This window comes from Pseudomonas sp. MF08817 (assembly GCF_059862705.1).
Genome location: NZ_JCBCUY010000035.1, coordinates 29,623 through 53,927 on the forward strand (window position 1 = coordinate 29,623; position 24,305 = coordinate 53,927).

The following is a 24,305-nucleotide window of genomic DNA, read 5'->3' on the forward strand; positions in this document are numbered from 1 at the left end:
CCCTACCCATGCCGCAATCCAAAGCCAAGCATCTGTCCCTGATCGCCGCTATCGACCTGGGCTCCAACAGCTTTCATATGGTCGTGGCCAAGGCCCAGAACGGTGAAATCCGCATCCTGGAGCGACTCGGCGAGAAGGTCCAACTGGCCGCCGGCATCGACGACGAACGTCGCCTCAACGAAGAATCCATGCAGCGCGGGCTCGACTGCCTCAAGCGCTTTGCCCAATTGATAAACGGCATGCCCCTGGGCGCGGTGCGCATCGTGGGCACCAACGCCCTGCGCGAGGCGCGCAACCGTGGCGAATTCATCCGCCGCGCCGAAGAGATCCTCGGCCACCCGGTGGAAGTCATCTCCGGCCGTGAAGAAGCGCGCCTGATCTACCTCGGGGTCTCCCATACCCTGGCCGACACCCCGGGCAAACGCCTGGTGGCGGACATCGGCGGCGGCAGCACCGAGTTCATCATCGGCCAACGCTTCGAGCCGCTGCTGCGCGAGAGCCTGCAAATGGGCTGCGTCAGCTACACCCAGCGCTATTTCAAGGACGGCAAGATCACCCCGGCGCGCTACGCCCAGGCCTACACCGCCGCGCGCCTGGAAATCATGAGCATCGAGCATGCCTTGCATCGCCTGACCTGGGATGAAGCCATCGGCTCCTCGGGCACCATTCGCGCCATTGGCCTGGCGCTCAAGGCCGGCGGCCACGGCACCGGCGAAGTCAACGCCGAAGGCCTGGCGTGGCTCAAGCGCAAGCTGTTCAAACTGGGCGACGCGGAAAAAATCGACTTCGAAGGCATCAAGCCCGACCGGCGCACCATTTTCCCGGCGGGCCTGGCGATTCTCGAAGCGATCTTCGATGCCCTCGAGCTGCAACGCATGGACCACTGCGATGGCGCGCTGCGCGAAGGCGTGCTGTACGACCTGCTGGGCCGCCACCACCACGAAGACGTGCGCGAACGCACCCTCGGCTCATTGATGGAGCGCTACCACGTCGATCTGGAACAAGCGGCGCGGGTCGAGCGCAAGGCCCTGCATGCCTTCGACCAAGTGGCGGCGGACTGGGACCTGGCGGACGGTATCTGGCGCGAACTCCTGGGCTGGGCGGCGAAAGTGCATGAAGTGGGGCTAGATATCGCCCACTACCACTACCACAAGCACGGCGCCTACCTGATCGAGCACTCGGACCTGGCCGGCTTCTCCCGCGAAGACCAGCAAATGCTCGCCCTGCTGGTGCGCGGCCACCGCCGCAACATCCCCAAGGACAAATTCGCCGAGTTCGGCGACGAAGGCATCAAGCTGATCCGCCTGTGCGTGCTGCTGCGCTTTGCGATTCTGTTCCATCACATCCGCGGCACCCAGGCCATGCCCCAGGTGGCGCTGCATGCTCAGGGCGATAGCCTGGAAGTGTCCTTCCCCGCAGGCTGGCTGGACGAAAACCAATTGACCCAAGCCGACTTCGCCCTTGAAGCCGAATGGCTGACCCGCGTCGGGATTGTGCTCAACGTGCATTGAGCCCCGGGTGCAGCAACGAAGAAGGGGCCTTTTCAGGCCCCTTTTTTGTTCAGCGAACGCTCAACACCGGGTTGCTCAGGCGCTCCAGCAAGGTCGCCTGGGCGCTGCGCGGGTTCTGGTTGCCGGTGGGCGTGTTGCGGATGTAGCGCCCGTCCGATTGCAGGCTCCAGCTGTGGGTGTTGTCGGTGAGGTAGCTTTCCAGCTCCTTCTTGACCCGCAGGATCAGCTTCTTGCCTTCCACCGGGAAGCAAGTCTCCACGCGCTTGTCGAGGTTGCGCTCCATCCAGTCGGCGCTGGAGAGGAACATCTGCTCTTCGCCGCCGTTGAGGAAGTAGAACACCCGCGTGTGCTCCAGGAAGCGGCCGATGATCGAGCGTACGTGGATGTTATGCGAGACCCCGGCAATCCCTGGGCGCAGGCAGCACATGCCGCGTACCACCAGGTCGATGCGCACGCCCGACTGGCTGGCCTTGTACAGCGCACGGATGATCTTCGGATCGGTCAGCGAGTTGAACTTGGCGATGATGTGGGCCGGTTTGCCGTCGAGGGCGAACTGGGTTTCGCGGGCAATCATGTCGAGCATGCCCTTCTTGAGGGTGAACGGCGCATGCAACAGCTTTTTCATGCGCAGGGTTTTGCCCATGCCGATCAACTGGCTGAACAGTTTGCCCACGTCTTCGCACAAGGCGTCGTCGGAGGTCAGCAGGCTGTAGTCGGTGTAGAGCTTGGCGTTACCGGCGTGGTAGTTGCCGGTGCCCAAGTGGGCGTAGCGCACGATCTCGCCCGCTTCACGGCGTAGGATCAGCATCATCTTGGCGTGGGTCTTGAAGCCGACCACGCCGTAGATCACCACCGCGCCGGCCGCTTGCAGGCGGCTGGCCAGTTGCAGGTTGGACTCTTCGTCGAAACGCGCACGCAATTCGATCACCGCGGTGACTTCCTTGCCGTTACGCGCGGCGTCCACCAGGGCATCGACGATTTCCGAGTTGGCACCGCTGCGGTACAGGGTCTGGCGCACGGCCAGCACATGCGGGTCCTTGGCGGCCTGGCGCAGCAGGTCGACCACCGGGGTGAAGGACTCGAACGGGTGCAGCAGCAAAATGTCCTGCTTGCTGACGACGCTGAAGATGTTCTCGCTGTTTTGCAAAAGCTTGGGGATTTGCGGGGTGAACGGCATGTATTGCAGTTCGCGCTGGCTCTCCAGGCCCGTGATGCTGAACAGGCGCGTCAGGTTCACCGGGCCGTTGACCTGGTACAGCTCGGTCTCGTGCAGGTTGAACTGCTTGAGCAGGTAGTCGGACAGGTGTTTAGGGCAGGTGTCGGCCACTTCCAGGCGCACCGCGTCGCCGTAGCGGCGCGAGAACAGTTCGCCGCGCAGGGCGCGGGCCAGGTCTTCGACATCTTCGGTATCGACCGCCAGGTCGGCGTTACGGGTCAGGCGGAACTGGTAGCAACCCTTGACCTTCATGCCCTGGAACAGGTCATCGGCGTGGGCGTGGATCATCGACGACAGGAACACGTAGTTGTCGCCCGCGCCGCCAACCTCTTCCGGCACCTTGATAAGGCGCGGCAACAGGCGCGGCGCCGGGATGATCGCCAGGCCCGAATCGCGGCCAAAGGCGTCGATGCCTTCAAGCTCGACGATGAAGTTCAGGCTCTTGTTCACCAGCAGCGGGAACGGGTGCGTCGGGTCCAGGCCGATGGGGGTGATGATCGGCGCGATCTCGTCGCGAAAGTAGCGGCGCACCCAGGTTTTGATCTTGGTGGTCCAGTGGCGGCGGCGGATGAAGCGCACTTGGTGCTTTTCCAGCTCCGGCAGCAGGATGTCGTTGAGGATCGCGTATTGGCGGTCAACGTGGCCGTGCACCAACTCGCTGATGCGCGCCAGGGCCTGGTGCGGCTGCAAGCCGTCGGCGCCGGCCTGTTCGCGGGCGAAGGTGATCTGCTTCTTCAGGCCCGCCACGCGGATCTCGAAGAACTCATCCAGGTTGCTGGAGAAGATCAGCAGGAACTTGAGCCGCTCCAGCAACGGGTAGGACTCATCCAGCGCCTGTTCCAGCACGCGGATGTTGAATTGCAGTTGCGACAGCTCGCGGTGGATGTACAGGCTGCTGTCATCCAGGCTCGGGATCGCAATCGCCGGCGGCGCCGGTTGCGGCTCGCTGGCCACGGCCGGCGCGGGGTGCTCCTGCTCCAGTTCCGGCGGGGTTTCGACGATCTGTTCGACCACCGGTTGAGCGTCTTTTACTGCCACTTCAGTCAGTCCTTCGGTATTCATGACGTGTTCCTGGGAGGGCTATTTTGGCTCTCGTAACAATTGAGCAGCACGAACGGCAAAGTAAGTCAGGATGCCATCAGCGCCTGCCCGTTTAAAAGCGGTCAGGGATTCGAGAATAACCCCCTCGCTCAACCAGCCATTCTGGATGGCCGCCATGTGCATGGCGTATTCACCGCTGACCTGATAGACAAAGGTCGGCACTTTAAATTCTTCTTTGACCCGGTAAAGGATGTCGAGGTAGGGCATGCCAGGCTTGACCATGACCATATCCGCGCCTTCTGACAAGTCCGCAGCCACCTCGTGCAGGGCTTCATTACCGTTGGCCGGGTCCATCTGGTAGGAGGCCTTGTTCGCCTGGCCCAGGTTCAGCGCCGAGCCCACCGCATCGCGGAACGGCCCGTAGTAGGCACTGGCGTACTTGGCCGAGTAGGCCATGATCCGCACGTTGACGTAGCCGGCCAGCTCAAGGGCTTCGCGAATACCTTGCACGCGACCGTCCATCATGTCCGACGGGGCCACCACCTGGGCGCCCGCCTCGGCATGGGACAACGCCTGGCGCACCAGCGCGGCCACCGTGGTGTCGTTCTGCACGTAGCCGCTGTCGTCGAGGATGCCGTCCTGGCCGTGGGTGGTGAACGGGTCCAGCGCCACATCGGTAATCACCCCCAACTGCGGAAAGCGTGCGCGCAAGGCGCGGGTAGCGCGTTGGGCGATGCCGTCGGGGTTCCAGGCTTCAGCGGCGTCCAGAGACTTGAGCGCGCTGGGCGTGACCGGGAACAGCGCCAGCGCCGGTATGCCCAGTTCCACCCACTGGGCGGCTTCTTCGAGCAGCAGGTCGATGCTCAAGCGCTCCACACCCGGCATCGAGGCCACGGTTTCGCGGCGATTGTGCCCGTCGAGGACAAACACCGGCAGGATCAGGTCGTCCACTGTCAGTAGGTTTTCGCGCACCAGGCGGCGGGAAAAGTCGTCGCGACGGTTGCGCCGCAGGCGGGTGGCGGGGAACACACGAGTGGCGGGGGTGAAGCTCACGGCAGACTCCTGAGCCCGCGCTGGCGGGCGAGCGTGACAGTTATAAGCGGCCATTATGACGAACAGATGACAGTCGCGCTCAGCCGTGCGACCGGTCGCCGCAGTCATTGTCTTTGTAGGAAATGTTCACGTCGAGACACATTTCGATACTTTCCTCACACTGCCCGAAGGCGTAGGCTGCGCGTTCATTTCGCCAGCATCCAGACAATGCTCCAACAATTTCTTCAGGATTTCGGCTACTTCGCCCTTTTTCTCGGCACGTTCTTTGAAGGTGAAACCATTCTGGTGCTCGCCGGCTTCCTTGCGTTCCGCGGATACATGGATATCAACCTGGTGGTGGTGGTGGCGTTCTGCGGCAGCTATGCCGGCGATCAGCTGTGGTACTTCCTGGGCCGCAAGCACGGGCGCAAATTGCTTGCGCGCAAACCGCGCTGGCAACTGATGGGCGATCGCGCGCTGGAGCACATCCGCAAACACCCGGATATCTGGGTGCTGAGTTTTCGCTTCGTCTATGGCCTGCGCACGGTGATGCCCGTGGCCATTGGCCTGTCCGGCTATCCACCGGGGCGCTACCTGATCCTCAACGGCATCGGCGCCGCGATCTGGGCCACGGCCCTGGCGGCGGCGGCCTACCACTTTGGCGCGGTGCTCGAAGGCATGCTGGGCAGCATCAAGAAGTACGAATTGTGGGTGCTCGGTGCCCTGCTCCTGCTGGGCCTGTTGCTGTGGCTGCGCCGCCGCGTCAAGAACGCGCGCCTGGCCAAGGAAATCTGCCGGGCCGAACAGGCCGAAAAAGCCGCCAACGGCGAGTCCTCGCCGCCGCTGTAACCGCGCGCCCTATCCAATCGATCGAATCCACACACCCGGTGTCTGAGCTATGGCACCGGGCGGCAAATTAGTGGACATTTGGACGCCATGAACCTGGAGAAAAACCCATGAGCAAAAAAGTTGCAGTGATCCTTTCCGGTTGTGGCGTATACGACGGCGCCGAGATCCACGAAAGCGTGATTACCCTGCTGCGCCTCGACCAACGCGGCGCGCAGGTGCAGTGCTTCGCCCCTGACATTGCGCAGTTGCACGTCATCAACCACCTGACCGGCCAGGAAATGCCGGAGTCGCGCAATGTGCTGGTGGAATCGGCGCGCATCGCCCGCGGCCAGGTCAAGGACGTGCGCGAGGCGCGGGTCGAGGACTTCGATGCGTTGATCGTGCCCGGCGGTTTTGGCTCGGCGAAAAACCTGTCCAACTTCGCTACCCAAGGCGCCGGTTGCACGGTGCAGCCCGATGTCCTGGCCCTGGCCGAAGCCTTTGCCGAAGCGGGCAAACCGGTGGGGCTGATCTGCATCTCCCCGGCCATCGCTGCCAAGATCTACGGCCCGGGCGTGGTCTGCACCATCGGCAACGACAGCGACACCGCCGCCGCCATCACCGCCATGGGCGCCGAACATGAAGAATGCGCGGTCAGCGAAATCGTCGAAGACAAGGCCCGCAAACTAGTCAGCACCCCGGCCTACATGCTCGCCCAATCCATCGGCGAAGCGGCGGCAGGAATCAACAAACTGGTTGACCGCGTGCTTGAGCTGACTCACGAAAACGACTGAGCCCAGCCAACATCACGTTGCCTGACCCGGCGCCATCGTCGGATCGCCGCCCGGACCCAGCCCGCTGCCACAGGGATGTGGTCCGGGTCATTCCCCCCGCATCAACCGTGTCAGCAGCCGATCCAGGCTATTGGCGAAGGCCTGTTTGTCCCGTTCGCCATAGGGCCCTTGTCCGCCGCTGGCCTGGCCTTGTTCGCGCAGGTCGGTGAACAGGTTGCGCACGGCCAGGCGTTCGCCCATGTTTTGCGCGTCGAAGGGTTTGCCCCGTGGGTCGAGGGCGTCCACGCCTTTTTTCACCAAGCGGTCAGCCAGCGGTACGTCGCTGCAAATCACCAGGTCGCCGGGCACGGCATGTTCCACCAGGTAATCGTCCGCCGCATCCGGCCCGGCCGGCACCACGATCAGCCGCACACAGGCGAACGGCGGTTTGATCTGGCTCTGGCCCGCCACCAGCAACACCTCGAACTGGCGCTTGAGGGCAAATTTCACCACTTGATCCTTCGCGGTCTTGGGGCAAGCGTCGGCATCGATCCACACGCGCATGGTTTCTCCTCGCTGGGTCCAGCAATAAACATTGGTTTAAACGCCCGCCTTCGTGCGCCGGGCTTTTACCACGCCCATCTGCAGCCCGAATGGCTTGAACACTGCGTTAAGCGACTTCAGGGTCTGGTTGCCTTCGCCGTGTTCGATATGCACCAGGGTGCGCACCGAGATTTTGCACATGCGCGCAAATTGGCTCTGGTGCAGCCCTGTCACTTCGACCCGCAAGCGCCGCACGGCTTCGCCGATCTGCAACGTGCCTTCGCCCAGGCCTAGCTGGATGGCGTCGATGAACCGGGCGCGTTCTTGTAGGGTCATGTTCATTGCAGCCCCCAGTCTTTCAAGCGTTGCCCAAGGTTTTTCAGGGCTATGCTCGGGTGCTTGAACGTCACGGCGGGCAAGCCGCTGTCGGCGAGGATATCGGGCAGTGCCAGCAGGTGCGCGGCGTCTTCGCGCAGGCGTTCAAAGCTGTCCTGCGGATCGGCGATATCGGCCAAGGCCTCGCACGCGGCGCGCCAATCGACCTCCCCGGCCCGCTCGATTTCCCGGGGCCATTTGGTGGTGCGAGTGATGCCTTCGTCGTCCATCACCATCGGTGCCAGGTCGTAGATGGGCGCCAGGCGCACCGAGTCGGCCTCGCGGATGATTGCCGTGTTGCGCCCGTGGTTATCAGAGTTGCCCAATATCTTGTTCAGCAGGTCACGGCGCAGGTAGTCGGCGACCAGATCCGGGATTTGCTCGTCCTGCTCCACCCGCCACCACAATTGCGCCAGCATCTGCATCACCTGCACGTGGTTCATCGCACTGCCAGGGGTGGTGACGCCGGCCAGGGAGTAGACCGACTCCACGGCCAAGCGCTCGACGCCGTGGGCCGTCACGCCCCGGTCAAAGCGCTGCATCCACAGGCTCGGCTTGCTCGCCTCTTCCAGCGCCAGGCCCTCGGCGGCCACGGTCTCGATGCCCAGGGTTTGCAGGGCTTTGTAGTAGTGGAACTCGCTACGCAGGATGTCCTGGTCCAGTTGCAGCCCCTTGTTGCGGGCGAATTTGACGAACCAGTGCTGCCGGGCCTCGGCGTCATCGAGCACAGCGTCCGGGTACAGCAGGCCGTCGACGCTTTCGGTGAGCAGCAGCTTCGGCGCCTCCCCCCCCGCCCCGGTTGCACCGCCAATCGCCGCGCCCTGCTCGTAGGCGTATTCCAGGAAACGCTGGTCGCGGGCGATCACCTCGTCACGGGCAAACCCCATGGGCAGCCGCTTATCAACGTCCTGCAACGACTCCTTGATGCGTAAATGGCCGATGGGCGCCGGGGTGCTGCGGCCCAGCAGGAACAAATCGGGGCTGATGCCTTCGGGCTTTTGCTGGCCCAGGCGCGCCAGCAGGAAGCGCCGGGCTGCGCCGGCCGGAGCGATGTCGTGTAAAAAGGCCGGCGCACTGGCCTGGTCTTCGCTGTTCCAGTCCAACGGCAGGTTGGCACTGACAGCACTGGCGAAGGGGTCGCCGATATCGCCCAGGTGCGCCACTAGGTAGTCCTGCAGGTAGCCGAAGCTACAACGGCTTTGCAGGCCCTCTTGCGGTTCGTGGAAGGTCAGGAGCATGGCGTCTTGCCATTCGCCTGCCGACCAAAGTTGGAGTGTCAAAGTGAACATGGCTGTTACCTGCAATTTGATGCCTTTGAGGGAGCGTCCAAAGTCGTTGCCTGCAATATAGTGCAGATGGTTGCACTATGCGTGCCTTATATGTGCATTAAAATGCATTTATACGCCGTTAACAGGGTGCTCACACGCAATAAAATGCAGATGCCTGCGACTGCGACCCCCGCACTGCCAGTGCGCCATGGCACAGGCGCCAATCAACCCGGCGAAGGGAGCAACGGAGGGCGGGGCGGGTGGGGGCGCCCTACAGGTGTTTCCGCAGTCACGGTGAGGCAAAGCTGCCACTCAAGCAGGCCACCGGCCAACTTTGCTCCGCCGCCCCACAATGCCGACACGTAATGCCGCCATAGCGCGCAAAAACCACGGAAAACCCCGGCATTAATAGCCCGCCATGGCCCCGTAGAGTTCCGCCTCCCGAACCACGAGGCTCCTCCTTCATGCCGACCTTGCTCCCACCTAGCCCCCATGCACTCGCCCTGGCCATCGCCCTGACCCTGCCCACGGTGAAAATGGCCCACGCCCAACAAAGCCAGGCGCCACTCCCGCCAAAGACAGTGGCCGAGGTGTTAGGCCTACTGGAAGACTTCGCCAATGACCCCACAATCAAGACGACCCTGATTGCCACCAACAGCAAAGACAACATCCTCAACTCTGCCCTGGGCATGGACGATGACCTGCTGACCCTCCAGCTCGATGGCATCCAGGAACACGCTTTCGATGGCGGCGAAGGGTTCAATGTGTTGAGGCTGGAGGCCAACCACGGCGCCACCTTGACTGAGACACGCAACTTCCAGGGGCTGGACGTTCCGCAAGGCAACTGGACAGTGCAAGGCACGGGCGACTTCCAGTTCGGTGCACTGGTGCGCAATAGCGCCACCCTCATCAACCAGGGCACCATCGTCGGCGATGCGTTCGTGGCGCAGGGCGCCACTTATGGCGGCAACGGCAAGGTCCGCAACCTGATCGTGGAAGGAACCCTGCACGTGAATCCTACGCAGGGCGCCGCATGGGTCGGCGAGGACCTGACCCTTGCCGAGGGCTCGACGCTGGTTTACGACATCGCTCAAAACGGCGACGGCGCCAAGGTCCAGGTCGAGGGCACCGCTAAAATCGACAACGCCGCATTAACGGTCAAAGCTGCCGACACCGCCTACCCTGACCCCCTGTACTTCACCGTCATCCAGGCCGGCAAGATCGAGGGTGAATTTGGGGAGGTGAACAGCGACCTGCTCTACTTGACGCCCGCCCTGCACTACAGCGAAACGACCGTAGACCTGGCTTACACCCGCAACGAACGGCGCCTTGAAGACGGTGCCGGCAGCGATAACGGCCGCGAAGCCGCCAACGGCCTGGAACCCGACTCAACCGCCCCTGGCACCCCCCGCAACGCCGAGGACACAGACACTCCACTTAACACTGAGAACACAAACACCCCTGACAGCCCTGTAAACAGGGGCAACCCAGCGGGCACGGGTAATGGTGCCCTGGACGCCCTGCTCACCAGCACCCAGCACCAAGCGGCCGATGCCCTGGAACAACTGGCCGGTGGCGCCAACGCGAACCTGGCCAACATTACCCAGAACAGCGCCCGGCCCGTGGTCGGCAGCCTGCTGGCCACCCTGCGCCAGGGCAGCGATGCCCCGGCGCAGTTCGACAGCGGCAACGGTCGCGTGTGGGTGCAGGCCCTGGGCAACTCGACCACCACCGACCGCGCCCACGCCAGCCGTGCGCTGCAACAACGCACCCATGGCGTGGTGGTGGGCGCCGACTGGTCCGTGAACGAGACCTGGAGCCTGGGCCTGCTGGGCGCCAAATCGCAGACCCAGGTCGACGGCCGACGGTTCGATGCCGACCTCGACAACTGGTACCTGGGCGCCTACGCCATAGGCCAACGCGGCCCGCTCGCGCTGCGCCTGGGCGCAACCTATGGCAGCCACTCCGGTGACACGCAGCGCAACCTGGCATTCAAGGGCTATCGCGACACCCTCAAGGGCTCCTTCGATTCCAGCACCCAGCAAGCCTTCGCCGAATTGGGCTACCAAATGGGCAGCGCCAACCTGAGCGCCGAGCCTTTTGTCAGCCTGGGCTATGAGCGCTATCAACGCGCCGGCTACCAGGAAAAGGGCGGCGATGCGGCCCTGCGGGTCGAGCGCCAGAGCCGGCAAAACCTGAACAACACCTTCGGCCTGCGCCTCGCCCAGTTCACCCTGCTGGACAACGGCATGGCCCTGATGCCGAGCCTGAGCGCCGGTTGGAAACACACCTACGGCGACTTGCAAAGCAAGACCCGCCAAAGCTTCGTCAGCACTGGCAAGGGTTTCACCATCGAAGGTGCGGCCCAGGACCGTGACAGCCTGGTACTGGCCGCTGGTCTGGACCTGAGACTGTCCGAGCACCACACCTTGGGCGTCGGCTATCAGGGCGAGCTGAGCAGCAACAACCGCAGCAATGGCCTGACAGGGCAGTGGCGGATGAGCTTCTAAAAGCACTGTACGGCTCAACACCTGTCACTTCTGACAGTAGACGGGTATCAGGACCACGCTTAGCCTGATCCCGTCGCCCCCCTCGCCCACGAGGTGCACCATGGCCAGCTCAAAAAACCCCGCCACACTCCCCAGCATTGTTCGGGTGGGAGAAGTCATATTTCTGGAAAACCCCAAGACCCATTCCCTGACTGGCCTCTACGCCGTCCAATTCAAGAAAGACAATATGGCCACCCAGGTCGAAATCAGCAGAAATAGCGCCGACGCAGTCAACTTCAAGGCGCCGCCACTGCAAAACGGGCCCAACGAAGTCACCGGGCTCTACCCTGAGGGCAGCGTGATCGCTGAGCCTCACTTGGGCCGCACTGAAATTATTGCCAGCCGGGAGAAATTCAGAATCCGGCCTTGAATCGAGTTTTTTACGCAAAAAAAAGGGGAGCACATGCCCCCCCGAGGTTTAAAGCGTTGTAGCCGAAGGCTGTTAAATCAGCCTTCGATCTCGATCAGTATCTCGCCCGGGTTGACCCGGTCGCCCTTGGCCACATGGATGGCCACGACCTTGCCCGCGATGGCCGATTGCACTTCGGTTTCCATCTTCATGGCTTCGGTAATCAGCACGGCTTGCCCGGCCTTGACCACGTCGCCTTCCTTGACCAGCACATCGACGATGTTGCCCGGCATGGTGGTGCTGACATGGCCTGGCGTACTGGCCTGCTTGCGCTGGCTGGTGCCACCGCCGACAAATTCGTTGAGCGGCTCGAACACCACTTCTTCGGGCATGCCGTCGATGGACAGGTAGAAGTGGCGCTTGCCTTCGGCCTTGACGCCGACACCGGTGATGTCCACGCGGTAGGTTTCACCGTGCACGTCGATGACGAACTCGGTCGGCACGCCTTCACCGCCCGCCGAGCGCACGCCACCCGCTTCGGGGATCGGCAGCAAGGCTTCCGGGGTCAGGGTGCCTGCGTCGCGTTCTTCGAGGAACTTGCGGCCAATGTCCGGGAACATGGCGTAAGTCAGCACGTCCTCCTCGGATTTGGCCAACGCGCCAATCTCACCGCGCAGCTTGGTCATTTCCGGCTTGAGCAAGTCGGCGGGGCGCACGTCGATCACGTCTTCGCTACCGATGGCCTGGCGGCGCAGTTTCTCGTCAACAGTGCCCGGCGCCTTGCCGTAGCCGCCTTGCAGGTACAGCTTCACTTCGTTGGTGATGGTTTTGTAGCGCTCGCCAGCCAGCACGTTGAAGAACGCCTGGGTGCCGACGATCTGCGAGGTTGGCGTGACCAGGGGCGGGAAACCCAGGTCTTCGCGTACCCGTGGAATCTCGGCCAACACTTCGCTCATGCGGTTGAGTGCACCCTGCTCTTTCAACTGGTTGGCCAGGTTGGAAATCATCCCGCCCGGCACTTGGTTGACTTGCACGCGGGTATCGACCGCGGTGAATTCACTCTCGAACTGGTGGTATTTCTTACGCACCGCGTAGAAGTACAGGCCAATCTCTTGCAGCAGTTCCAAGTCCAGGCCGGTGTCGAATTCACTGCCCTTGAGGGCCGCAACCATCGACTCGGTGCCCGGATGGCTGGTGCCCCAAGCGAAGCTGGAAATCGCCGTGTCGATATGGTCGGCACCGTTCTCGATGGCCTTGAGTTGGCACATCGCCGCCAGGCCCGCAGTGTCGTGGGAGTGGATGAAGATCGGCAGCGACTGCTCGGCTTTGAGCGCCTTGACCAATTCGCCCGTGGCGTAAGGCGTGAGCAGGCCGGCCATGTCCTTGATCGCCACCGAGTCGCACCCCATGGCTTCCATTTGCTTGGCCTGGGCCACGAACGCGTCGATGGTATGCACCGGGCTGGTGGTGTAGGCGATGGTGCCCTGGGCGTGCTTGCCGGCGGCTTTCACCGCTTCGATGGCCACACGCAGGTTACGCACGTCGTTCATCGCGTCAAAGATACGGAACACGTCGATGCCGTTGACCGCAGCCTTGGCCACGAACGCCTTGACCACGTCATCGCTGTAGTGGCGATAGCCCAGCAGGTTCTGCCCGCGCAGGAGCATTTGCAGCCGTGTGTTGGGCAATGCCGCGCGCAGCTTGCGCAGGCGCTCCCACGGGTCTTCCTTGAGAAAGCGCACACAGGCGTCGAACGTGGCCCCACCCCAGACTTCCAGCGACCAGTAGCCGACTTTGTCGAGCTTGTCGCAGATGGGCAGCATGTCATCGGTGCGCATGCGGGTCGCCAACAACGATTGGTGGGCGTCGCGCAGAATCGTGTCGGTTACGAAGATCTTCTTGCTCATTGTTATCTCCTCTTAGCGGCAAGCTTCCAGCAACAAGCGACAAACAAGAGCCGATCCGCTCTTAACTTGCCGCTTACCACTGAAAACTTGCAGCTGCTTCATTCATAGGCCTGCGTGGGCGGCGATGGCGGCGGCGATGGCCAGGGCCAGCTCTTCGGGTTTGCGCTTGATCGAGTAGTTGGTCAGCTCAGGGTGGCTTTCCACAAAACTGGTGTTGAACTGGCCGCTGCGAAATTCCGGGTTGCGCAGGATTTCCTGGTAATAGGCCGCGGTGGTCTTCACGCCTTGCAGGCGCATGTCGTCGAGGGCGCGCAAGCCACGGTCCATGGCCTCTTCCCAGGTCAAGGCCCAGACCACCAGTTTCAGGCACATGGAGTCATAGAACGGCGGAATGGTGTAGCCGGTGTAGATCGCCGTGTCGGTGCGCACGCCGGGGCCGCCGGGGGCGTAGTAACGGGTGATCTTGCCGAAGCTGGGCAGGAAGTTGTTCTTCGGGTCTTCGGCGTTGATGCGAAACTGCAACGCAAAGCCGCGGTGCTGGATGTCTTCCTGCTTGACCGACAGCGGCAGGCCCGAGGCGATGCGGATCTGCTCGCGGACGATGTCGATACCGGTGATTTCTTCGGTGATGGTGTGTTCCACCTGCACCCGGGTGTTCATCTCCATGAAGTACACCTCGCCCTCGGCGAGCAGGAACTCCACGGTGCCGGCGTTCTCGTAGCCCACCGCTTTGGCCGCACGCACCGACAGGTCACCGATGTAGGCGCGCTGTTCCGGGGTCAGTTGGGGGCTGGGGGCGATTTCGATGAGCTTCTGGTTGCGGCGCTGGATCGAGCAGTCGCGCTCGAACAGGTGCACCACGTTGCCAAAGCTGTCACCGAGTATCTGCGCTTCGATGTGCTTGGGATTGACGATGCACTTTTCCAGAAACACTTCGGCCGAGCCGAAGGCCTTGGTGGCCTCGGAGATCACCCGGGGAAAGGCTTGCTCCAGTTCTTCGCGGCTGTTGCAACGGCGAATGCCGCGGCCGCCACCACCGGAGGTGGCCTTGAGCATCACCGGGTAGCCGATGCGGTCGCCTTCGGCCAGCGCTTCGGCGATGTCCGCGACGTTGCCTTCGGTGCCCGGAGTGACCGGTACACCGGCCTTAATCATGCTGCGGCGCGCTTCAGTCTTATCGCCCATGCGGCGGATGACTTCGGCCGACGGGCCAATGAACTTGATCCCACGTTCGGCGCAGATGTCCGCCAGTTCGGCGTTTTCCGACAGGAAACCGTAGCCGGGGTGCAGGGCGTCGCAACCGGTCTCGACTGCCAGGTTCACCAGTTTGCGCGGGTTCAGGTAGCCGGCCAGGGGCTCGGCACCGATGCTGTGAGCCTCGTCGGCGCGCTTGACGTGCAAGGCGTGACGGTCGGCATCGGAATAGATCGCCACCGAGCGGATGCCCATCTCGGCGCACGCCCGCACGATGCGTACGGCAATCTCACCACGGTTGGCGATCAGGATCTTTGTTATCACTTGGAATTTCCCTTGAGCCGATTGCTATTGCCACCCGCTAGACCGGGTCGACGAGTGACCAAATGTTTCTGGCCAGCCGCGTAGCCACACTAGTCCTCTCAAGGGATTAACAAAAATCAATAATTATTGGGTCGTGCATAAGCAAAAGCTTATAGTTGAGCTTCCCGCCCGTGACGAGATTTTTCAGTAAATGCGTAAGTCATTGATGCGTATGACATTGCGTCAACTTCAGATCTTCAATGAGGTCTGTGATTTGCGCTCTTACAGTCGCGCGGCCGAGGAAATGTCCCTCACACAACCTGCCGTTAGCCTACAGATTCGTCAACTTGAAGAGCTGATCGGCCAGCCACTCTTCGATTACGTGGGCAAAAAACTCTACATGACTGAAGCAGCTGAAGCGTTACAGCGCGCTAGCCGGGATATTTTCGGGCGCCTGGAAAACCTCGACATGCAGCTCTCGGACATGCAGGGCTCGCTCCAGGGGCAACTAAAACTGGCGGTGGAATCGAGCGCCAAATACTTCGTGCCGCACCTGTTCGCCGCATTCCGGCGCCAGCATCCGGAGGTCAATCTGCACCTGACGGTCATCAACCGCGCGCAGGCCATACGTCGCCTGTCGGACAACCGCGACGACCTGGTGATTATGTCGATGGTGCCCCAGGACATGGGCCTGGAGTTCCTGCCCTTCCTCAATAACCCCATCGTCGCCGTCGCCCCGCCCGACCACCCGCTGTGCCATCAGGGGCCGCTGCGCCTGCAAGACCTCGAACCTCACACCCTGTTGATCCGCGAACCCGGCTCGGGCACGCGGTTGGCGTGTGAGGAATACTTCAAGGAAAAACGCGTGCACTTCACCCAGACCCAGGAAGTGGCGTCCGCCGAAGCGCAACGCGAATGCGTGGTGGCGGGCCTGGGCGTGGCTTTGCTGACGCGCCACGCCCTGAACCTGGAACTGGCCACCGGCAGACTGGTGGAGTTGCCGGTGGAGGAGCTACCGCTGTACCGCAGTTGGTGCCTGGTGCAGGCCAAGGCCAAGCGCCTGTCACCGGTGGCCCATGCGTTCCTGGGCTTTATTCGCAGCGAGCGGGCGCAGATCAGTGAGCTGGTTGAGCGTTTCGACGGCCGGCGCTTGGCGCTGCCTGCCAGAAATTGAGTTCTGCCGCGTCAGGCAAATCGCAAATTTGTGCGAGCAACTGCCGCTGCTGGCAACGGTCCTCGATCGCACGGCGAAACGCCATGCGGCGCTGGTCTTCCTGCTGACGACGGGTTTTGACGGCGCTGTTGCGTTCTTCGTAGGGCTGGGCCATTTCGAGTCTCCCAAGGCGAGTACGGGAGTTTCACGATAGGCGCCTAGGGTGACGGTTTGGCGGCGCGGGGGTTACAGGTAGATGACGGTGGCGCCGGCTCAGTCGTCCAGCGCCTTCACCGACTTGGGCGACAACCGCAGGCTACGAAGGCTGCGCTTGACGCTCTTGAGGTGGTTGACCAGGCTCGGGCCACGCGCCATGGCCACGCCCATGGCCAGCACGTCGATCACCACCAGGTGGGCGATGCGCGAGGTCAGCGGTGTGTAGATTTCGGTGTCTTCGTGCACATCGATGGCCAGGTTGACGGTGGCCAGCTCGGCCAGCGGCGTCTGGCTCGGGCACAGGGTAATCAGCGAGGCGCCGCTTTCGCGCACCAGGTTGGCGGTAATCAGCAAATCCTTGGAGCGCCCGGACTGGGAAATACAGATCGCCACGTCCGACGGCTTGAGGGTGACCGCCGACATCGCCTGCATGTGCGGGTCGGAATAGGCCGCCGCAGTGAGCAATAAGCGGAAGAACTTGTGCTGGGCATCCGCCGCCACCGCGCCCGAGGCGCCAAAGCCATAGAACTCCACGCGTTGGGCCTGGGACATGGCGGTCACCGCCCGTTGCAGCGCCACCGGGTCGAGCTTCTCGCGCACTTCCATCAGGGTGTGCAGGGTGGTGTCGAAAATCTTCAGGCTGTAGTCGGCGACCGAGTCGTCTTCGTGGATGGCGAACTGGCCGAAACTGGCCCCCGCCGCCAGGCTTTGCGCCAGTTTCAGCTTCAAGTCCTGGAAGCCGGAGCAACCGATGGCACGGCAAAAGCGCACGATGGTCGGCTCACTGATGCCCACGCTGTGGGCCAGGTCGGCCATGGAACTGTGCATCACCGCCGCGGGGTCAAGCAGCACGTGATCGGCAACCTTGAGTTCCGATTTGCGTAACAGGTGGCGAGACTGGGCGATATGTTGCAACAGGTTCAAAGGATCGGACTCTTGTTATTGGCAGGCGCCAGGGATGTAGCGAGCTTGTAGTTATACTACAAGAATCGTCTTTTTGCCTGCCCGAAACATCACAAAAACGTCCCGCCGCCCACTGTTCTTGAGGCCAGAGCCTTTGTAGCCCTACGGGCGCGATGGCCTGACGCGGCTCAATCCGGCGACCTATCGGCCCAGCAACGCACCCAACTCGCTGGCCTCCACGGGGCGGCTGATGAGGTAACCCTGCACTTCGTCGCAGCCCTCGGCTTTGAGAAAGTCCAGTTGCCGCTGATCTTCCACGCCTTCGGCCACGACCTTGAGGGACAGGCCATGGGCCATGGCGATGATCGCCCGGGTGATCGCCGCGTCCTCGCCGCCCTCGCCCACCCCACGAATGAACGCCTGGTCGATCTTCACGTAGTCCACCGGGATGCGCTTGAGGTAGCTCAGGGAGGAATAGCCGGTGCCAAAATCGTCGATCGCCAGTTTCACCCCCAGGTCACGCAACTGCTGGAAGGTGGCGATGATGTGCTCGACGCTGTCGAGCAACTGGCTCTCGGTCAGCTCCAACTCCAAGTAGTGCGGCGCCAACCCGGTCTCTTCCAGCACCTGGCGCACCAGGCTGACCAGTTTGCCCTGGCGCAACTGGTGCACCGACAGGTTGACCGACACCCGGATCGGCGCCAGCCCCTGGCGCTGCCATTCGCAGGCCTGCCAGCAGGCCTGGCGCAGCACGAATTCACCGATCGGGCCGATCAATCCGGTTTCTTCCGCCAACCCGATAAAGTCCCCCGGCGGCACGCGGCCCATGGTCGGGTGGTCCCAACGCACCAACGCCTCGGCGGCATTCAGGCGCCCGGTGGCCAGGCACAGTTTGGGTTGGTAGAACACCTTGAGCTGGTGCTCATCGATGGCCTTGCGCAGTTGGTTTTCCAGCTGCAAGCGCTCAAGGGTGCTGGCTTGCAGGCTGTCGGTATAGAACTGGAAGTTATTACCGCCCAAGTGCTTGGCGTGCTGCATGGCCATGTTCGACTGGCTGACCAGGGCGGGGATGTCCCGTGCGTTGTCCGGCAGCATGCTGATGCCCATCGAGGCACTGACCACCAATTCGTGCCCCTCGATGTTCAGCGGCAAACGCAGTTTGGCCGACAAGCGTGTGGCCACCCGCGCCAGGCTGGACAAGTTGCCGTAGGCATCGAATAGCACCGCGAACTCGTCCCCGGACAGCCGCGCGATGGTGTCGGCTTCGGGTAGCGCGTTGACCAGGCGCCGGGCCATTTTCTGTAACAGTTGATCGGCCACCTCATGGCCGAGGCTGTCGTTGAGCAGCTTGAAGCGGTCCAGGTTGATGTGCAGCAACGCCAGGCTGCGGCCGCCCTGGCGGATACGTTGGTAGGCATCATGCAGGCGTTCGCGAAACAGCGCGCGGTTGGCCAGCCCGGTCAGTTCGTCGTAATGGCTCAGGTAGCGCATGCGTTCTTCGGAGGCGCGGCGGGCCGACAGATCGGTGAAGAAGCCGACAATATGGCTGACGTTACCCCGCACATCGCGCACCGCCGTAAGTTGCAGCCATTGCGGATACAACTCGCCGTTCTTGCGCGCCTCCACCAGTTCGCCTTGCCAACTGCCGTGCTGCTCCAGCGCCTGGTGGATCACCGGGTAGTGCCGGCGCGCATCGCGGCTGCACGGCAATTCGACGACGTTGCGCCCCAGCATGTCTTCGATCTGATAGCCGGTGACATGGCTGAATGCCTGATTGATGGCGATCAGCGCGTAGTCCGGGTCAAGAATGACGATGCCTTCGCTGGCCGCCTCGAACACCGTCGCCGCCAGGCGCCGCTGCTCTTCCAATTCTTTGCGGGTGCTGATATCGCGCCGGGTGCCGACCATGCGGATCACCCGGCCATTGCTGGTCCGCTCCACCGCGCGGCCACGGTCTTCGATCCACACCCAGTGGCCGTCCTCGTGGCGCACGCGGTACTCGATCTGGTAGTCCTCGGTGCGCCCCTTCAAGTGCTCCACCAACGCCCGCTTGAGCAACGGCACGTCTTGCGGGTGCAGCCGCGGCTTGAGGTGGCCGAGCATGGCCGTGACGTATTCCGGCTCCAGGCCGAACAGCTCCTTGAGCTGGGTGTGGTGCACTTCATCGGTTTGCAGATTCCAATCCCACAGGCCCAACTCGCTGGCCTTCAAGGCCAGGCCCAGGCGCGCCTCACTCTTTTTCAGCGCCTGGTTGGCGGCGTCCAGCTCCAGGCTGCGCTGGGCTACACGTTGCTCCAGGCCGACCTGGGCCTGGCGCAACTGCTCTTCGGCGCTGCGGCGCTGCTCTATCTCACGGGCCAAGTCCTCGTTGAGCTGCTCGCTGCGGTGCTGGGATTGCTGCAAATGCTCGATCAGTGCCTGGTTCTGGAAGCCGCGCAGCAAACCGCGCTGGATCAACCGGTTGACCTGCCACGCCACCACGCTCAGCAAGCCCAACAGGATCAGCCCCAGCCAACCCCAACCCTGCTGCTCGCCGGAACCCCAAAACAGGTAGCCGATGGCAGGCAACAGGCAAGGCAAAGCAAAGGACAGGAACGCCGGCAGGCTCACCGCGTAGGCAACGCTGGCCGACAGCGTCGCCGCGCCGATCAGGCCGAACACCCAGGCTTGCTGAAGGAAACTGTCGGTGGGCACCACGGCGATACCGGCGATACCGAGCGTCAGGCCGCTGGCGGCCGAACCCAGCAGGAACATGCGCTGCCACACCGGTTGGGCCTGACGGGCAGGCAACGCTGAATCGAACGCCGCCACTTGGATCACCCGCAACGCCACCAGCGTCAGCAACCACACCAGCCAGACACTCACCAGCCCATAACGCTGCGGGCTCCACAGCAACGCGGCGCAGACCAAACCGTTGAGCAACATGAAAACCGTCGGCAGCAGGGAGCCTTGATAGAGCAGACGGGTTCGCTCAACCGCCATCTGCGTGGCGTATTGCTGGCGGATAACCTGGGGCGCAACAGAAGGGCCCGACAGGCTAGTGCTGAGTGTCATAGGCGGCGTGTTCTTATAATGGTGAGCCCGAAACGTCGAGCGAGCATACACAAGCCAATGCCCGCACCAAACTGCTCCACGTCATAAAAATCCGAAAACAAAACGCCTCCGCCATCCGCCAAAAACCCTTCAGGCGAGCCCCGCCGTCGTCTGTAGGCAATGACTGACCGGTCGTCCCCGGCCGTTCTTTTTTATCGGTTTACCCAACGCACGGTTTGCCGGGGGTGGCGTGGCACCCTAGAATGCGCCGATGCGCGATGATCTCTCCCTTTTGCTGAACTCTCTCAACGATGCCCAACGCCAGGCCGTAGCCGCCCGCGTGGGTCGTCAGTTGGTCCTGGCCGGTGCCGGCTCCGGTAAAACCCGAGTGCTGGTGCACCGTATCGCCTGGTTGATCCAGGTAGAAAACGCCTCGCCCCACTCGATTTTATCGGTGACCTTCACCAACAAGGCCGCCGCCGAGATGCGCCACCGCATCGAGCAATTGATGGGCCTGAGCCCGGCCGGCATGTGGGTCGGCACCTTCCACGGCCTCGCGCACCGACTGCTGCGGGCGCACTGGCAGGAAGCGGGGTTGAGCCAGTCCTTCCAGATCCTCGACAGCGACGACCAGCAACGCCTGGTCAAGCGGGTGATCCGCGAACTGGGCCTCGACGAACAACGCTGGCCGGCCCGCCAGGCCCAGTGGTTCATCAACGGCCAGAAAGACGAAGGCCTGCGCCCCAAGCACATCCAGGCCAGCGGCGACCTGTTCCTGGGTACCATGCGCAGCATCTATGAAGCCTACGAGGCCGCCTGCGCCCGCGCCGGCGTCATCGACTTCTCCGAGCTGCTGCTGCGTGCCCTGGACCTGTGGCGCGACAACCCGGGTTTGCTGGCCCACTACCAAAAGCGTTTCCGGCACATCCTGGTCGACGAATTCCAGGACACCAACGCCGTGCAGTACGCCTGGTTGCGCCTGCTGGCCAAGGGCGGCGACAGCCTGATGGTGGTCGGCGACGACGACCAGTCGATCTACGGCTGGCGCGGCGCGAAAATCGAGAACATCTACCAATACTCCGAAGACTTCCCGGACGCTGAAACCATCCGTCTGGAGCAAAACTACCGCTCCACCGCCGGCATCCTCAAAGCGGCCAACGCCCTGATCGCCAACAACACCGGGCGCCTGGGCAAAGAACTGTGGACCGACGGCGGCGAAGGCGAAGCGATCAACCTGTACGCCGCGTTCAACGAACACGATGAAGCGCGCTACGTGGTGGAAACCATCGAAAGCGCCCTGAAAACCGGCCTGGCACGCAGCGATATAGCCATTTTGTACCGCTCCAACGCCCAGTCACGGGTGCTTGAAGAAGCCCTGCTGCGCGAGCGCATCCCGTACCGCATCTACGGGGGCCAGCGCTTCTTCGAGCGCGCCGAAATCAAGAACGCCATGGCCTACCTGCGCTTGCTGGAAGGCCGGGGCAACGATGCCGCCCTGGAGCGGGTCATCAACGTACCCGCCCGGGGCATTGGCGAAAAAACCGTCGAGGCCATCCGCGAACACGCGCGTCACAGCGATGTGTCGATGTGGGAAGCCATGCGCCTGCTGGTCGCCAACAAAGGCCTCACCGGCCGCGCCGCCGGGGCGTTGGGCGGGTTTGTCGAGCTGATCGAGAACCTCGCTGCCAAAACCCTCGACATGCCGCTGCACCTGATGACCCAAACCGTCATCGAGCAGTCCGGCCTGATCGCCTACCACGAAGCGGAAAAAGGCGAAAAAGGCCAAGCCCGGGTGGAAAACCTTGAGGAACTGGTCAGCGCCGCGCGCAACTTCGAGAACACCGAAGAAGACGCCGACCTCTCGCCCCTGGCGGCATTCCTCGGCCACGCCTCGCTGGAGGCCGGCGACACCCAGGCCGACGAGCACGAAGACAGCATTCAACTGATGACGCTGCACAGCGCCAAAGGGCTGGAATTCCCCTACGTGTTCCTGGTGGGCATGGAAGAAGGCCTGTTCCCACACAAGATGAGCCTGGAAGAACCCGGCCGCCTCGAAGAGGAGCGACGCCTGGCGTATGTCGGCATCACCCGCGCCATGCAAAACCTGGTGATGACCTATGCCGAGACGCGCCGGCTCTACGGCAGCGAAACCTACAACAAGGTTTCGCGTTTCGTACGCGAAGTGCCCAAGGGGCTGATCCAGGAAGTGCGCCTGTCCAACAGTGTCAGCCGTCCCTTTGGCGGCGGCCAAAAGCAGAACTCCTCCAGCATGTTCAGCGGCGCGCAAATCCCCGAAACCGCGTTCAGCCTCGGCCAGCAAGTGCGCCACTCGGTGTTCGGCGACGGCGTAATCCTCAACTTCGAAGGCGCTGGCGCCCAGGCCCGGGTGCAGGTGAACTTCAGCGAGGGCAGCAAGTGGCTGATGCTGGGGTACGCCAAGCTGGAAACTGTCTGACAAGTTCGCGCTCACTCCCGCACGTCACACGGGGGTGAGGCTTACAGAACTTATGGTCATGGCCTACAGACTAAACCTACACAACCTCTTGTGCTGACCGAACCTGAACCCAGCCTGTCAGGCAAAAGCCCGAAACACTCTGCCGCTAGCCAGTAACACTTCACATGTGCACCATGGCGCGCGTGCCATCCACAAATGGGAATTCCCTTTATGAAACGTTTTCTTAGCATCGCCATGGCGTTGTGCATCGGCCTGACGATGAGTCTGGACGCCAATGCCAAGCGCTTCGGTGGCGGCAAAAGCTCCGGCGCTGCACCGTCCCACCAGACCAGCCAAATGGCTCCTTCTTCTCCTGGCATGGGTGGCGCTGCTGCCACTGCGGGCGCGGCCGGTGCCGCTGGCGCCGCTGCCAAGGCCGGCGGTGCTTCACGCTGGCTCGGCCCTCTGGCCGGCATCGCGGCTGGTGGCTTGCTGGCGTCCATGTTCATGGGCGGCGGCTTCCAGGGCATGCAGATCTTCGACATCCTTATCATGGCGGTCATCGCGTTCGTGATCTTCCGCTTCATCGCCGCTCGCCGCCGCAAGCAGCAGGAGCACCTGGCCCCGGCCGGCGCGCCCATGCAGCGTGAAGTGTTTGAAAACAAGCCGTCCATGGGCTCGATCTTCGGCGGTTCGGCTGCTCCAGCTGCTGCGCGCCCGGTCATCAATGCGCCAGCCTGGTTCAACGAAGAGCGCTTCATCGAAGCGGCACGCAACCACTTCCAGTCCCTGCAACAGCACTGGGACGCCAATGAAATGGACAAGATCGCCGAGTTCGTGACCCCGCAACTGCTCGAGTTCCTCAAGCGCGAACGCGCCGAGCTGGGTGACGGCTTCCAGTCCACCTACATCGACAACCTCACCGTCCAGTTGGACGGCGTGGATGATCGCGCCGACAAGACCATCGCCACCCTGACCTTCAGCGGCGTGTCGAAGACTTCGCGCTTCGACCAGGGCGAAGTGTTCAGCGAAAGCTGGAACATGGAACGCCCGCAAGGCGACAACCAGCCTTGGCTGGTAGCCGGTATCCGCCAGAACGGCTGATAGCGCAACTCGCTAAGCATGTAGTCACAGAAACCCCGGTCTTGGCCGGGGTTTTCTATTTCGCGGTTGCACTTATAGCGAGCTACTGTATAAACCGCCCCATATAAACCGCGCCATCGAGCAAGAGGATTCCGGCCGTGGAAGAAGTCATCGAACAACTGCGTGAAGCCAACGAACCCGTTCCGGTACCGCTGGAGCTGCCCGACGAAGATCAACTGGTGGAAGTCGAAGAACAGCTGTTCATCAATATCCCCTTTGTTTTCAAGGAGTTCCTGCTGACCGTCAGCGACGTGGTCTACGGCAGACTGGAACCGGTCACGGTCACCGACCCACAATCCCACACCTACCTGCCTGAAGTAGCGGCCAACGCCTGGGATACTGGCGTGCCACGGGAGCTGATCCCGATTTGCCAGGACGGCGAGAATTATTACTGCGTCGAAGAAGACGGCACCGTGGTGCTGTGGTCCGGCAAGGAAGAGCTGGTCACCGAAGAGTCCTGGGAATCGGTATGGCACTGGGCGCGGGACGTCTGGCTGGAGAGCTGCTGAGCCACGCCGTTTGAACCCGCATCCA

Annotated in this window: 19 protein-coding genes; 9 read left to right on the plus strand and 10 right to left on the minus strand. The window is 62.5% G+C overall.

Annotation, left to right across the window (positions count from 1 at the left end; all coding sequences use genetic code 11):
* Nucleotides 1-8 precede the first annotated feature (8 nt).
* Entirely contained in the window at nucleotides 9-1,511 is a 1,503-nt protein-coding gene (gene ppx / locus AC19YR_RS20015) for an exopolyphosphatase (protein ID WP_500599830.1), read from the plus strand.
* A gap of 49 nt (nucleotides 1,512-1,560) precedes the next feature.
* On the opposite strand, the gene ppk1 is transcribed toward ppx, so the two are convergent.
* Complete coding sequence (gene ppk1 / locus AC19YR_RS20020; RefSeq protein ID WP_500599831.1) at nucleotides 1,561-3,789, minus strand: polyphosphate kinase 1; 2,229 nt, start codon at nucleotides 3,787-3,789, stop codon at nucleotides 1,561-1,563.
* 18 nt (nucleotides 3,790-3,807) lie between these two features.
* The gene (hemB, locus tag AC19YR_RS20025) at nucleotides 3,808-4,821 is read right to left on the minus strand and encodes a porphobilinogen synthase (RefSeq protein ID WP_095109260.1); all 1,014 of its coding nucleotides are present in this window, start codon (nucleotides 4,819-4,821) and stop codon (nucleotides 3,808-3,810) included.
* Nucleotides 4,822-5,028: 207 nt separating this feature from the next.
* Between hemB and AC19YR_RS20030 the strand changes: the two genes are divergently transcribed.
* Together AC19YR_RS20030 and elbB are read left to right on the plus strand one after the other, a co-directional pair.
* Nucleotides 5,029-5,649: a DedA family protein gene (locus tag AC19YR_RS20030; RefSeq protein WP_095109261.1), complete on the plus strand. Its 621-nt coding sequence runs from the start codon at nucleotides 5,029-5,031 to the stop codon at nucleotides 5,647-5,649.
* Nucleotides 5,650-5,756: 107 nt separating this feature from the next.
* Nucleotides 5,757-6,422, plus strand: coding sequence for an isoprenoid biosynthesis glyoxalase ElbB (gene elbB, locus AC19YR_RS20035; RefSeq protein WP_095109262.1), 666 nt, complete (start codon nucleotides 5,757-5,759; stop codon nucleotides 6,420-6,422).
* An 87-nt stretch (nucleotides 6,423-6,509) separates the two neighbouring features.
* Here the strand turns inward: elbB and AC19YR_RS20040 are convergent, their stop codons facing one another.
* From AC19YR_RS20040 to AC19YR_RS20050, 3 genes are read right to left on the minus strand one after another with little or no spacing between them, the layout of a single operon-like run.
* Nucleotides 6,510-6,965, minus strand: coding sequence for a YaiI/YqxD family protein (locus AC19YR_RS20040; RefSeq protein ID WP_500599834.1), 456 nt, complete (start codon nucleotides 6,963-6,965; stop codon nucleotides 6,510-6,512).
* 36 nt (nucleotides 6,966-7,001) lie between these two features.
* Nucleotides 7,002-7,286, minus strand: coding sequence for a helix-turn-helix domain-containing protein (locus AC19YR_RS20045; protein ID WP_095109264.1), 285 nt, complete (start codon nucleotides 7,284-7,286; stop codon nucleotides 7,002-7,004).
* A complete protein-coding gene (locus AC19YR_RS20050) occupies nucleotides 7,283-8,608 on the minus strand; it encodes a type II toxin-antitoxin system HipA family toxin (protein ID WP_095109265.1) in 1,326 nt (441 codons plus the stop codon). The genes AC19YR_RS20045 and AC19YR_RS20050 overlap by 4 nt, the downstream gene beginning before the upstream one ends.
* Before the next feature lie 443 nt (nucleotides 8,609-9,051).
* Here AC19YR_RS20050 and AC19YR_RS20055 point away from each other — a divergent pair, with 443 nt between their 5' ends.
* Both AC19YR_RS20055 and AC19YR_RS20060 read left to right on the plus strand, forming a co-directional pair.
* A complete protein-coding gene (locus AC19YR_RS20055; protein ID WP_500599836.1) occupies nucleotides 9,052-11,097 on the plus strand; it encodes an autotransporter outer membrane beta-barrel domain-containing protein in 2,046 nt (681 codons plus the stop codon).
* A 100-nt stretch (nucleotides 11,098-11,197) separates the two neighbouring features.
* The gene (locus AC19YR_RS20060) at nucleotides 11,198-11,506 is read left to right on the plus strand and encodes a hypothetical protein (protein ID WP_095109267.1); all 309 of its coding nucleotides are present in this window, start codon (nucleotides 11,198-11,200) and stop codon (nucleotides 11,504-11,506) included.
* A 77-nt stretch (nucleotides 11,507-11,583) separates the two neighbouring features.
* Here the strand turns inward: AC19YR_RS20060 and oadA are convergent, their stop codons facing one another.
* Both oadA and AC19YR_RS20070 read right to left on the minus strand, forming a co-directional pair.
* Nucleotides 11,584-13,392: a sodium-extruding oxaloacetate decarboxylase subunit alpha gene (oadA, locus tag AC19YR_RS20065; RefSeq protein ID WP_500599837.1), complete on the minus strand. Its 1,809-nt coding sequence runs from the start codon at nucleotides 13,390-13,392 to the stop codon at nucleotides 11,584-11,586.
* A 102-nt stretch (nucleotides 13,393-13,494) separates the two neighbouring features.
* Complete coding sequence (locus tag AC19YR_RS20070) at nucleotides 13,495-14,910, minus strand: acetyl-CoA carboxylase biotin carboxylase subunit (protein WP_500599838.1); 1,416 nt, start codon at nucleotides 14,908-14,910, stop codon at nucleotides 13,495-13,497.
* A 190-nt stretch (nucleotides 14,911-15,100) separates the two neighbouring features.
* On the opposite strand from AC19YR_RS20070, the gene AC19YR_RS20075 reads away from it, so the two are divergent.
* Nucleotides 15,101-16,063 (plus strand): LysR family transcriptional regulator, encoded by a 963-nt coding sequence (locus AC19YR_RS20075; protein WP_500599840.1) that lies wholly within the window; start codon nucleotides 15,101-15,103, stop codon nucleotides 16,061-16,063.
* On the opposite strand, the gene AC19YR_RS20080 is transcribed toward AC19YR_RS20075, so the two are convergent.
* From AC19YR_RS20080 to AC19YR_RS20090, 3 genes are all read right to left on the minus strand, one after another.
* Complete coding sequence (locus AC19YR_RS20080) at nucleotides 16,005-16,217, minus strand: PA3496 family putative envelope integrity protein (RefSeq protein ID WP_500599842.1); 213 nt, start codon at nucleotides 16,215-16,217, stop codon at nucleotides 16,005-16,007. The two genes, AC19YR_RS20075 and AC19YR_RS20080, sit on opposite strands and share 59 nt — an antisense overlap.
* Before the next feature lie 98 nt (nucleotides 16,218-16,315).
* On the minus strand, nucleotides 16,316-17,182 hold the full coding sequence (gene hexR / locus AC19YR_RS20085) for a transcriptional regulator HexR (RefSeq protein WP_095109272.1): 867 nt from the start codon (nucleotides 17,180-17,182) through the stop codon (nucleotides 16,316-16,318).
* Nucleotides 17,183-17,362: 180 nt separating this feature from the next.
* On the minus strand, nucleotides 17,363-20,215 hold the full coding sequence (locus tag AC19YR_RS20090; RefSeq protein WP_095109273.1) for a putative bifunctional diguanylate cyclase/phosphodiesterase: 2,853 nt from the start codon (nucleotides 20,213-20,215) through the stop codon (nucleotides 17,363-17,365).
* A gap of 250 nt (nucleotides 20,216-20,465) precedes the next feature.
* Here AC19YR_RS20090 and uvrD point away from each other — a divergent pair, with 250 nt between their 5' ends.
* From uvrD to AC19YR_RS20105, 3 genes are all read left to right on the plus strand, one after another.
* Nucleotides 20,466-22,649, plus strand: coding sequence for a DNA helicase II (gene uvrD, locus AC19YR_RS20095; protein WP_500599845.1), 2,184 nt, complete (start codon nucleotides 20,466-20,468; stop codon nucleotides 22,647-22,649).
* Nucleotides 22,650-22,859: 210 nt separating this feature from the next.
* Entirely contained in the window at nucleotides 22,860-23,732 is an 873-nt protein-coding gene (locus AC19YR_RS20100) for a Tim44 domain-containing protein (protein ID WP_095109275.1), read from the plus strand.
* Nucleotides 23,733-23,869: 137 nt separating this feature from the next.
* On the plus strand, nucleotides 23,870-24,280 hold the full coding sequence (locus AC19YR_RS20105) for an SMI1/KNR4 family protein (RefSeq protein ID WP_095109276.1): 411 nt from the start codon (nucleotides 23,870-23,872) through the stop codon (nucleotides 24,278-24,280).
* Nucleotides 24,281-24,305 lie beyond the last annotated feature (25 nt).

Bases quoted from the DNA above. Each gene is read 5' to 3' on its own strand.
- ppx (WP_500599830.1), top strand. From the start codon at position 9: ATGCCGCAATCCAAAGCCAAGCATCTGTCCCTGATCGCCGCTATCGAC.
- ppk1 (WP_500599831.1), bottom strand. From the start codon at position 3,789: ATGAATACCGAAGGACTGACTGAAGTGGCAGTAAAAGACGCTCAACCG.
- AC19YR_RS20030 (WP_095109261.1), top strand. From the start codon at position 5,029: ATGCTCCAACAATTTCTTCAGGATTTCGGCTACTTCGCCCTTTTTCTC.
- elbB (WP_095109262.1), top strand. From the start codon at position 5,757: ATGAGCAAAAAAGTTGCAGTGATCCTTTCCGGTTGTGGCGTATACGAC.
- AC19YR_RS20040 (WP_500599834.1), bottom strand. From the start codon at position 6,965: ATGCGCGTGTGGATCGATGCCGACGCTTGCCCCAAGACCGCGAAGGAT.
- AC19YR_RS20045 (WP_095109264.1), bottom strand. From the start codon at position 7,286: ATGAACATGACCCTACAAGAACGCGCCCGGTTCATCGACGCCATCCAG.
- AC19YR_RS20050 (WP_095109265.1), bottom strand. From the start codon at position 8,608: ATGTTCACTTTGACACTCCAACTTTGGTCGGCAGGCGAATGGCAAGAC.
- AC19YR_RS20055 (WP_500599836.1), top strand. From the start codon at position 9,052: ATGCCGACCTTGCTCCCACCTAGCCCCCATGCACTCGCCCTGGCCATC.
- AC19YR_RS20060 (WP_095109267.1), top strand. From the start codon at position 11,198: ATGGCCAGCTCAAAAAACCCCGCCACACTCCCCAGCATTGTTCGGGTG.
- oadA (WP_500599837.1), bottom strand. From the start codon at position 13,392: ATGAGCAAGAAGATCTTCGTAACCGACACGATTCTGCGCGACGCCCAC.
- AC19YR_RS20075 (WP_500599840.1), top strand. From the start codon at position 15,101: ATGCGTAAGTCATTGATGCGTATGACATTGCGTCAACTTCAGATCTTC.
- AC19YR_RS20080 (WP_500599842.1), bottom strand. From the start codon at position 16,217: ATGGCCCAGCCCTACGAAGAACGCAACAGCGCCGTCAAAACCCGTCGT.
- AC19YR_RS20090 (WP_095109273.1), bottom strand. From the start codon at position 20,215: ATGACACTCAGCACTAGCCTGTCGGGCCCTTCTGTTGCGCCCCAGGTT.
- uvrD (WP_500599845.1), top strand. From the start codon at position 20,466: ATGCGCGATGATCTCTCCCTTTTGCTGAACTCTCTCAACGATGCCCAA.
- AC19YR_RS20100 (WP_095109275.1), top strand. From the start codon at position 22,860: ATGAAACGTTTTCTTAGCATCGCCATGGCGTTGTGCATCGGCCTGACG.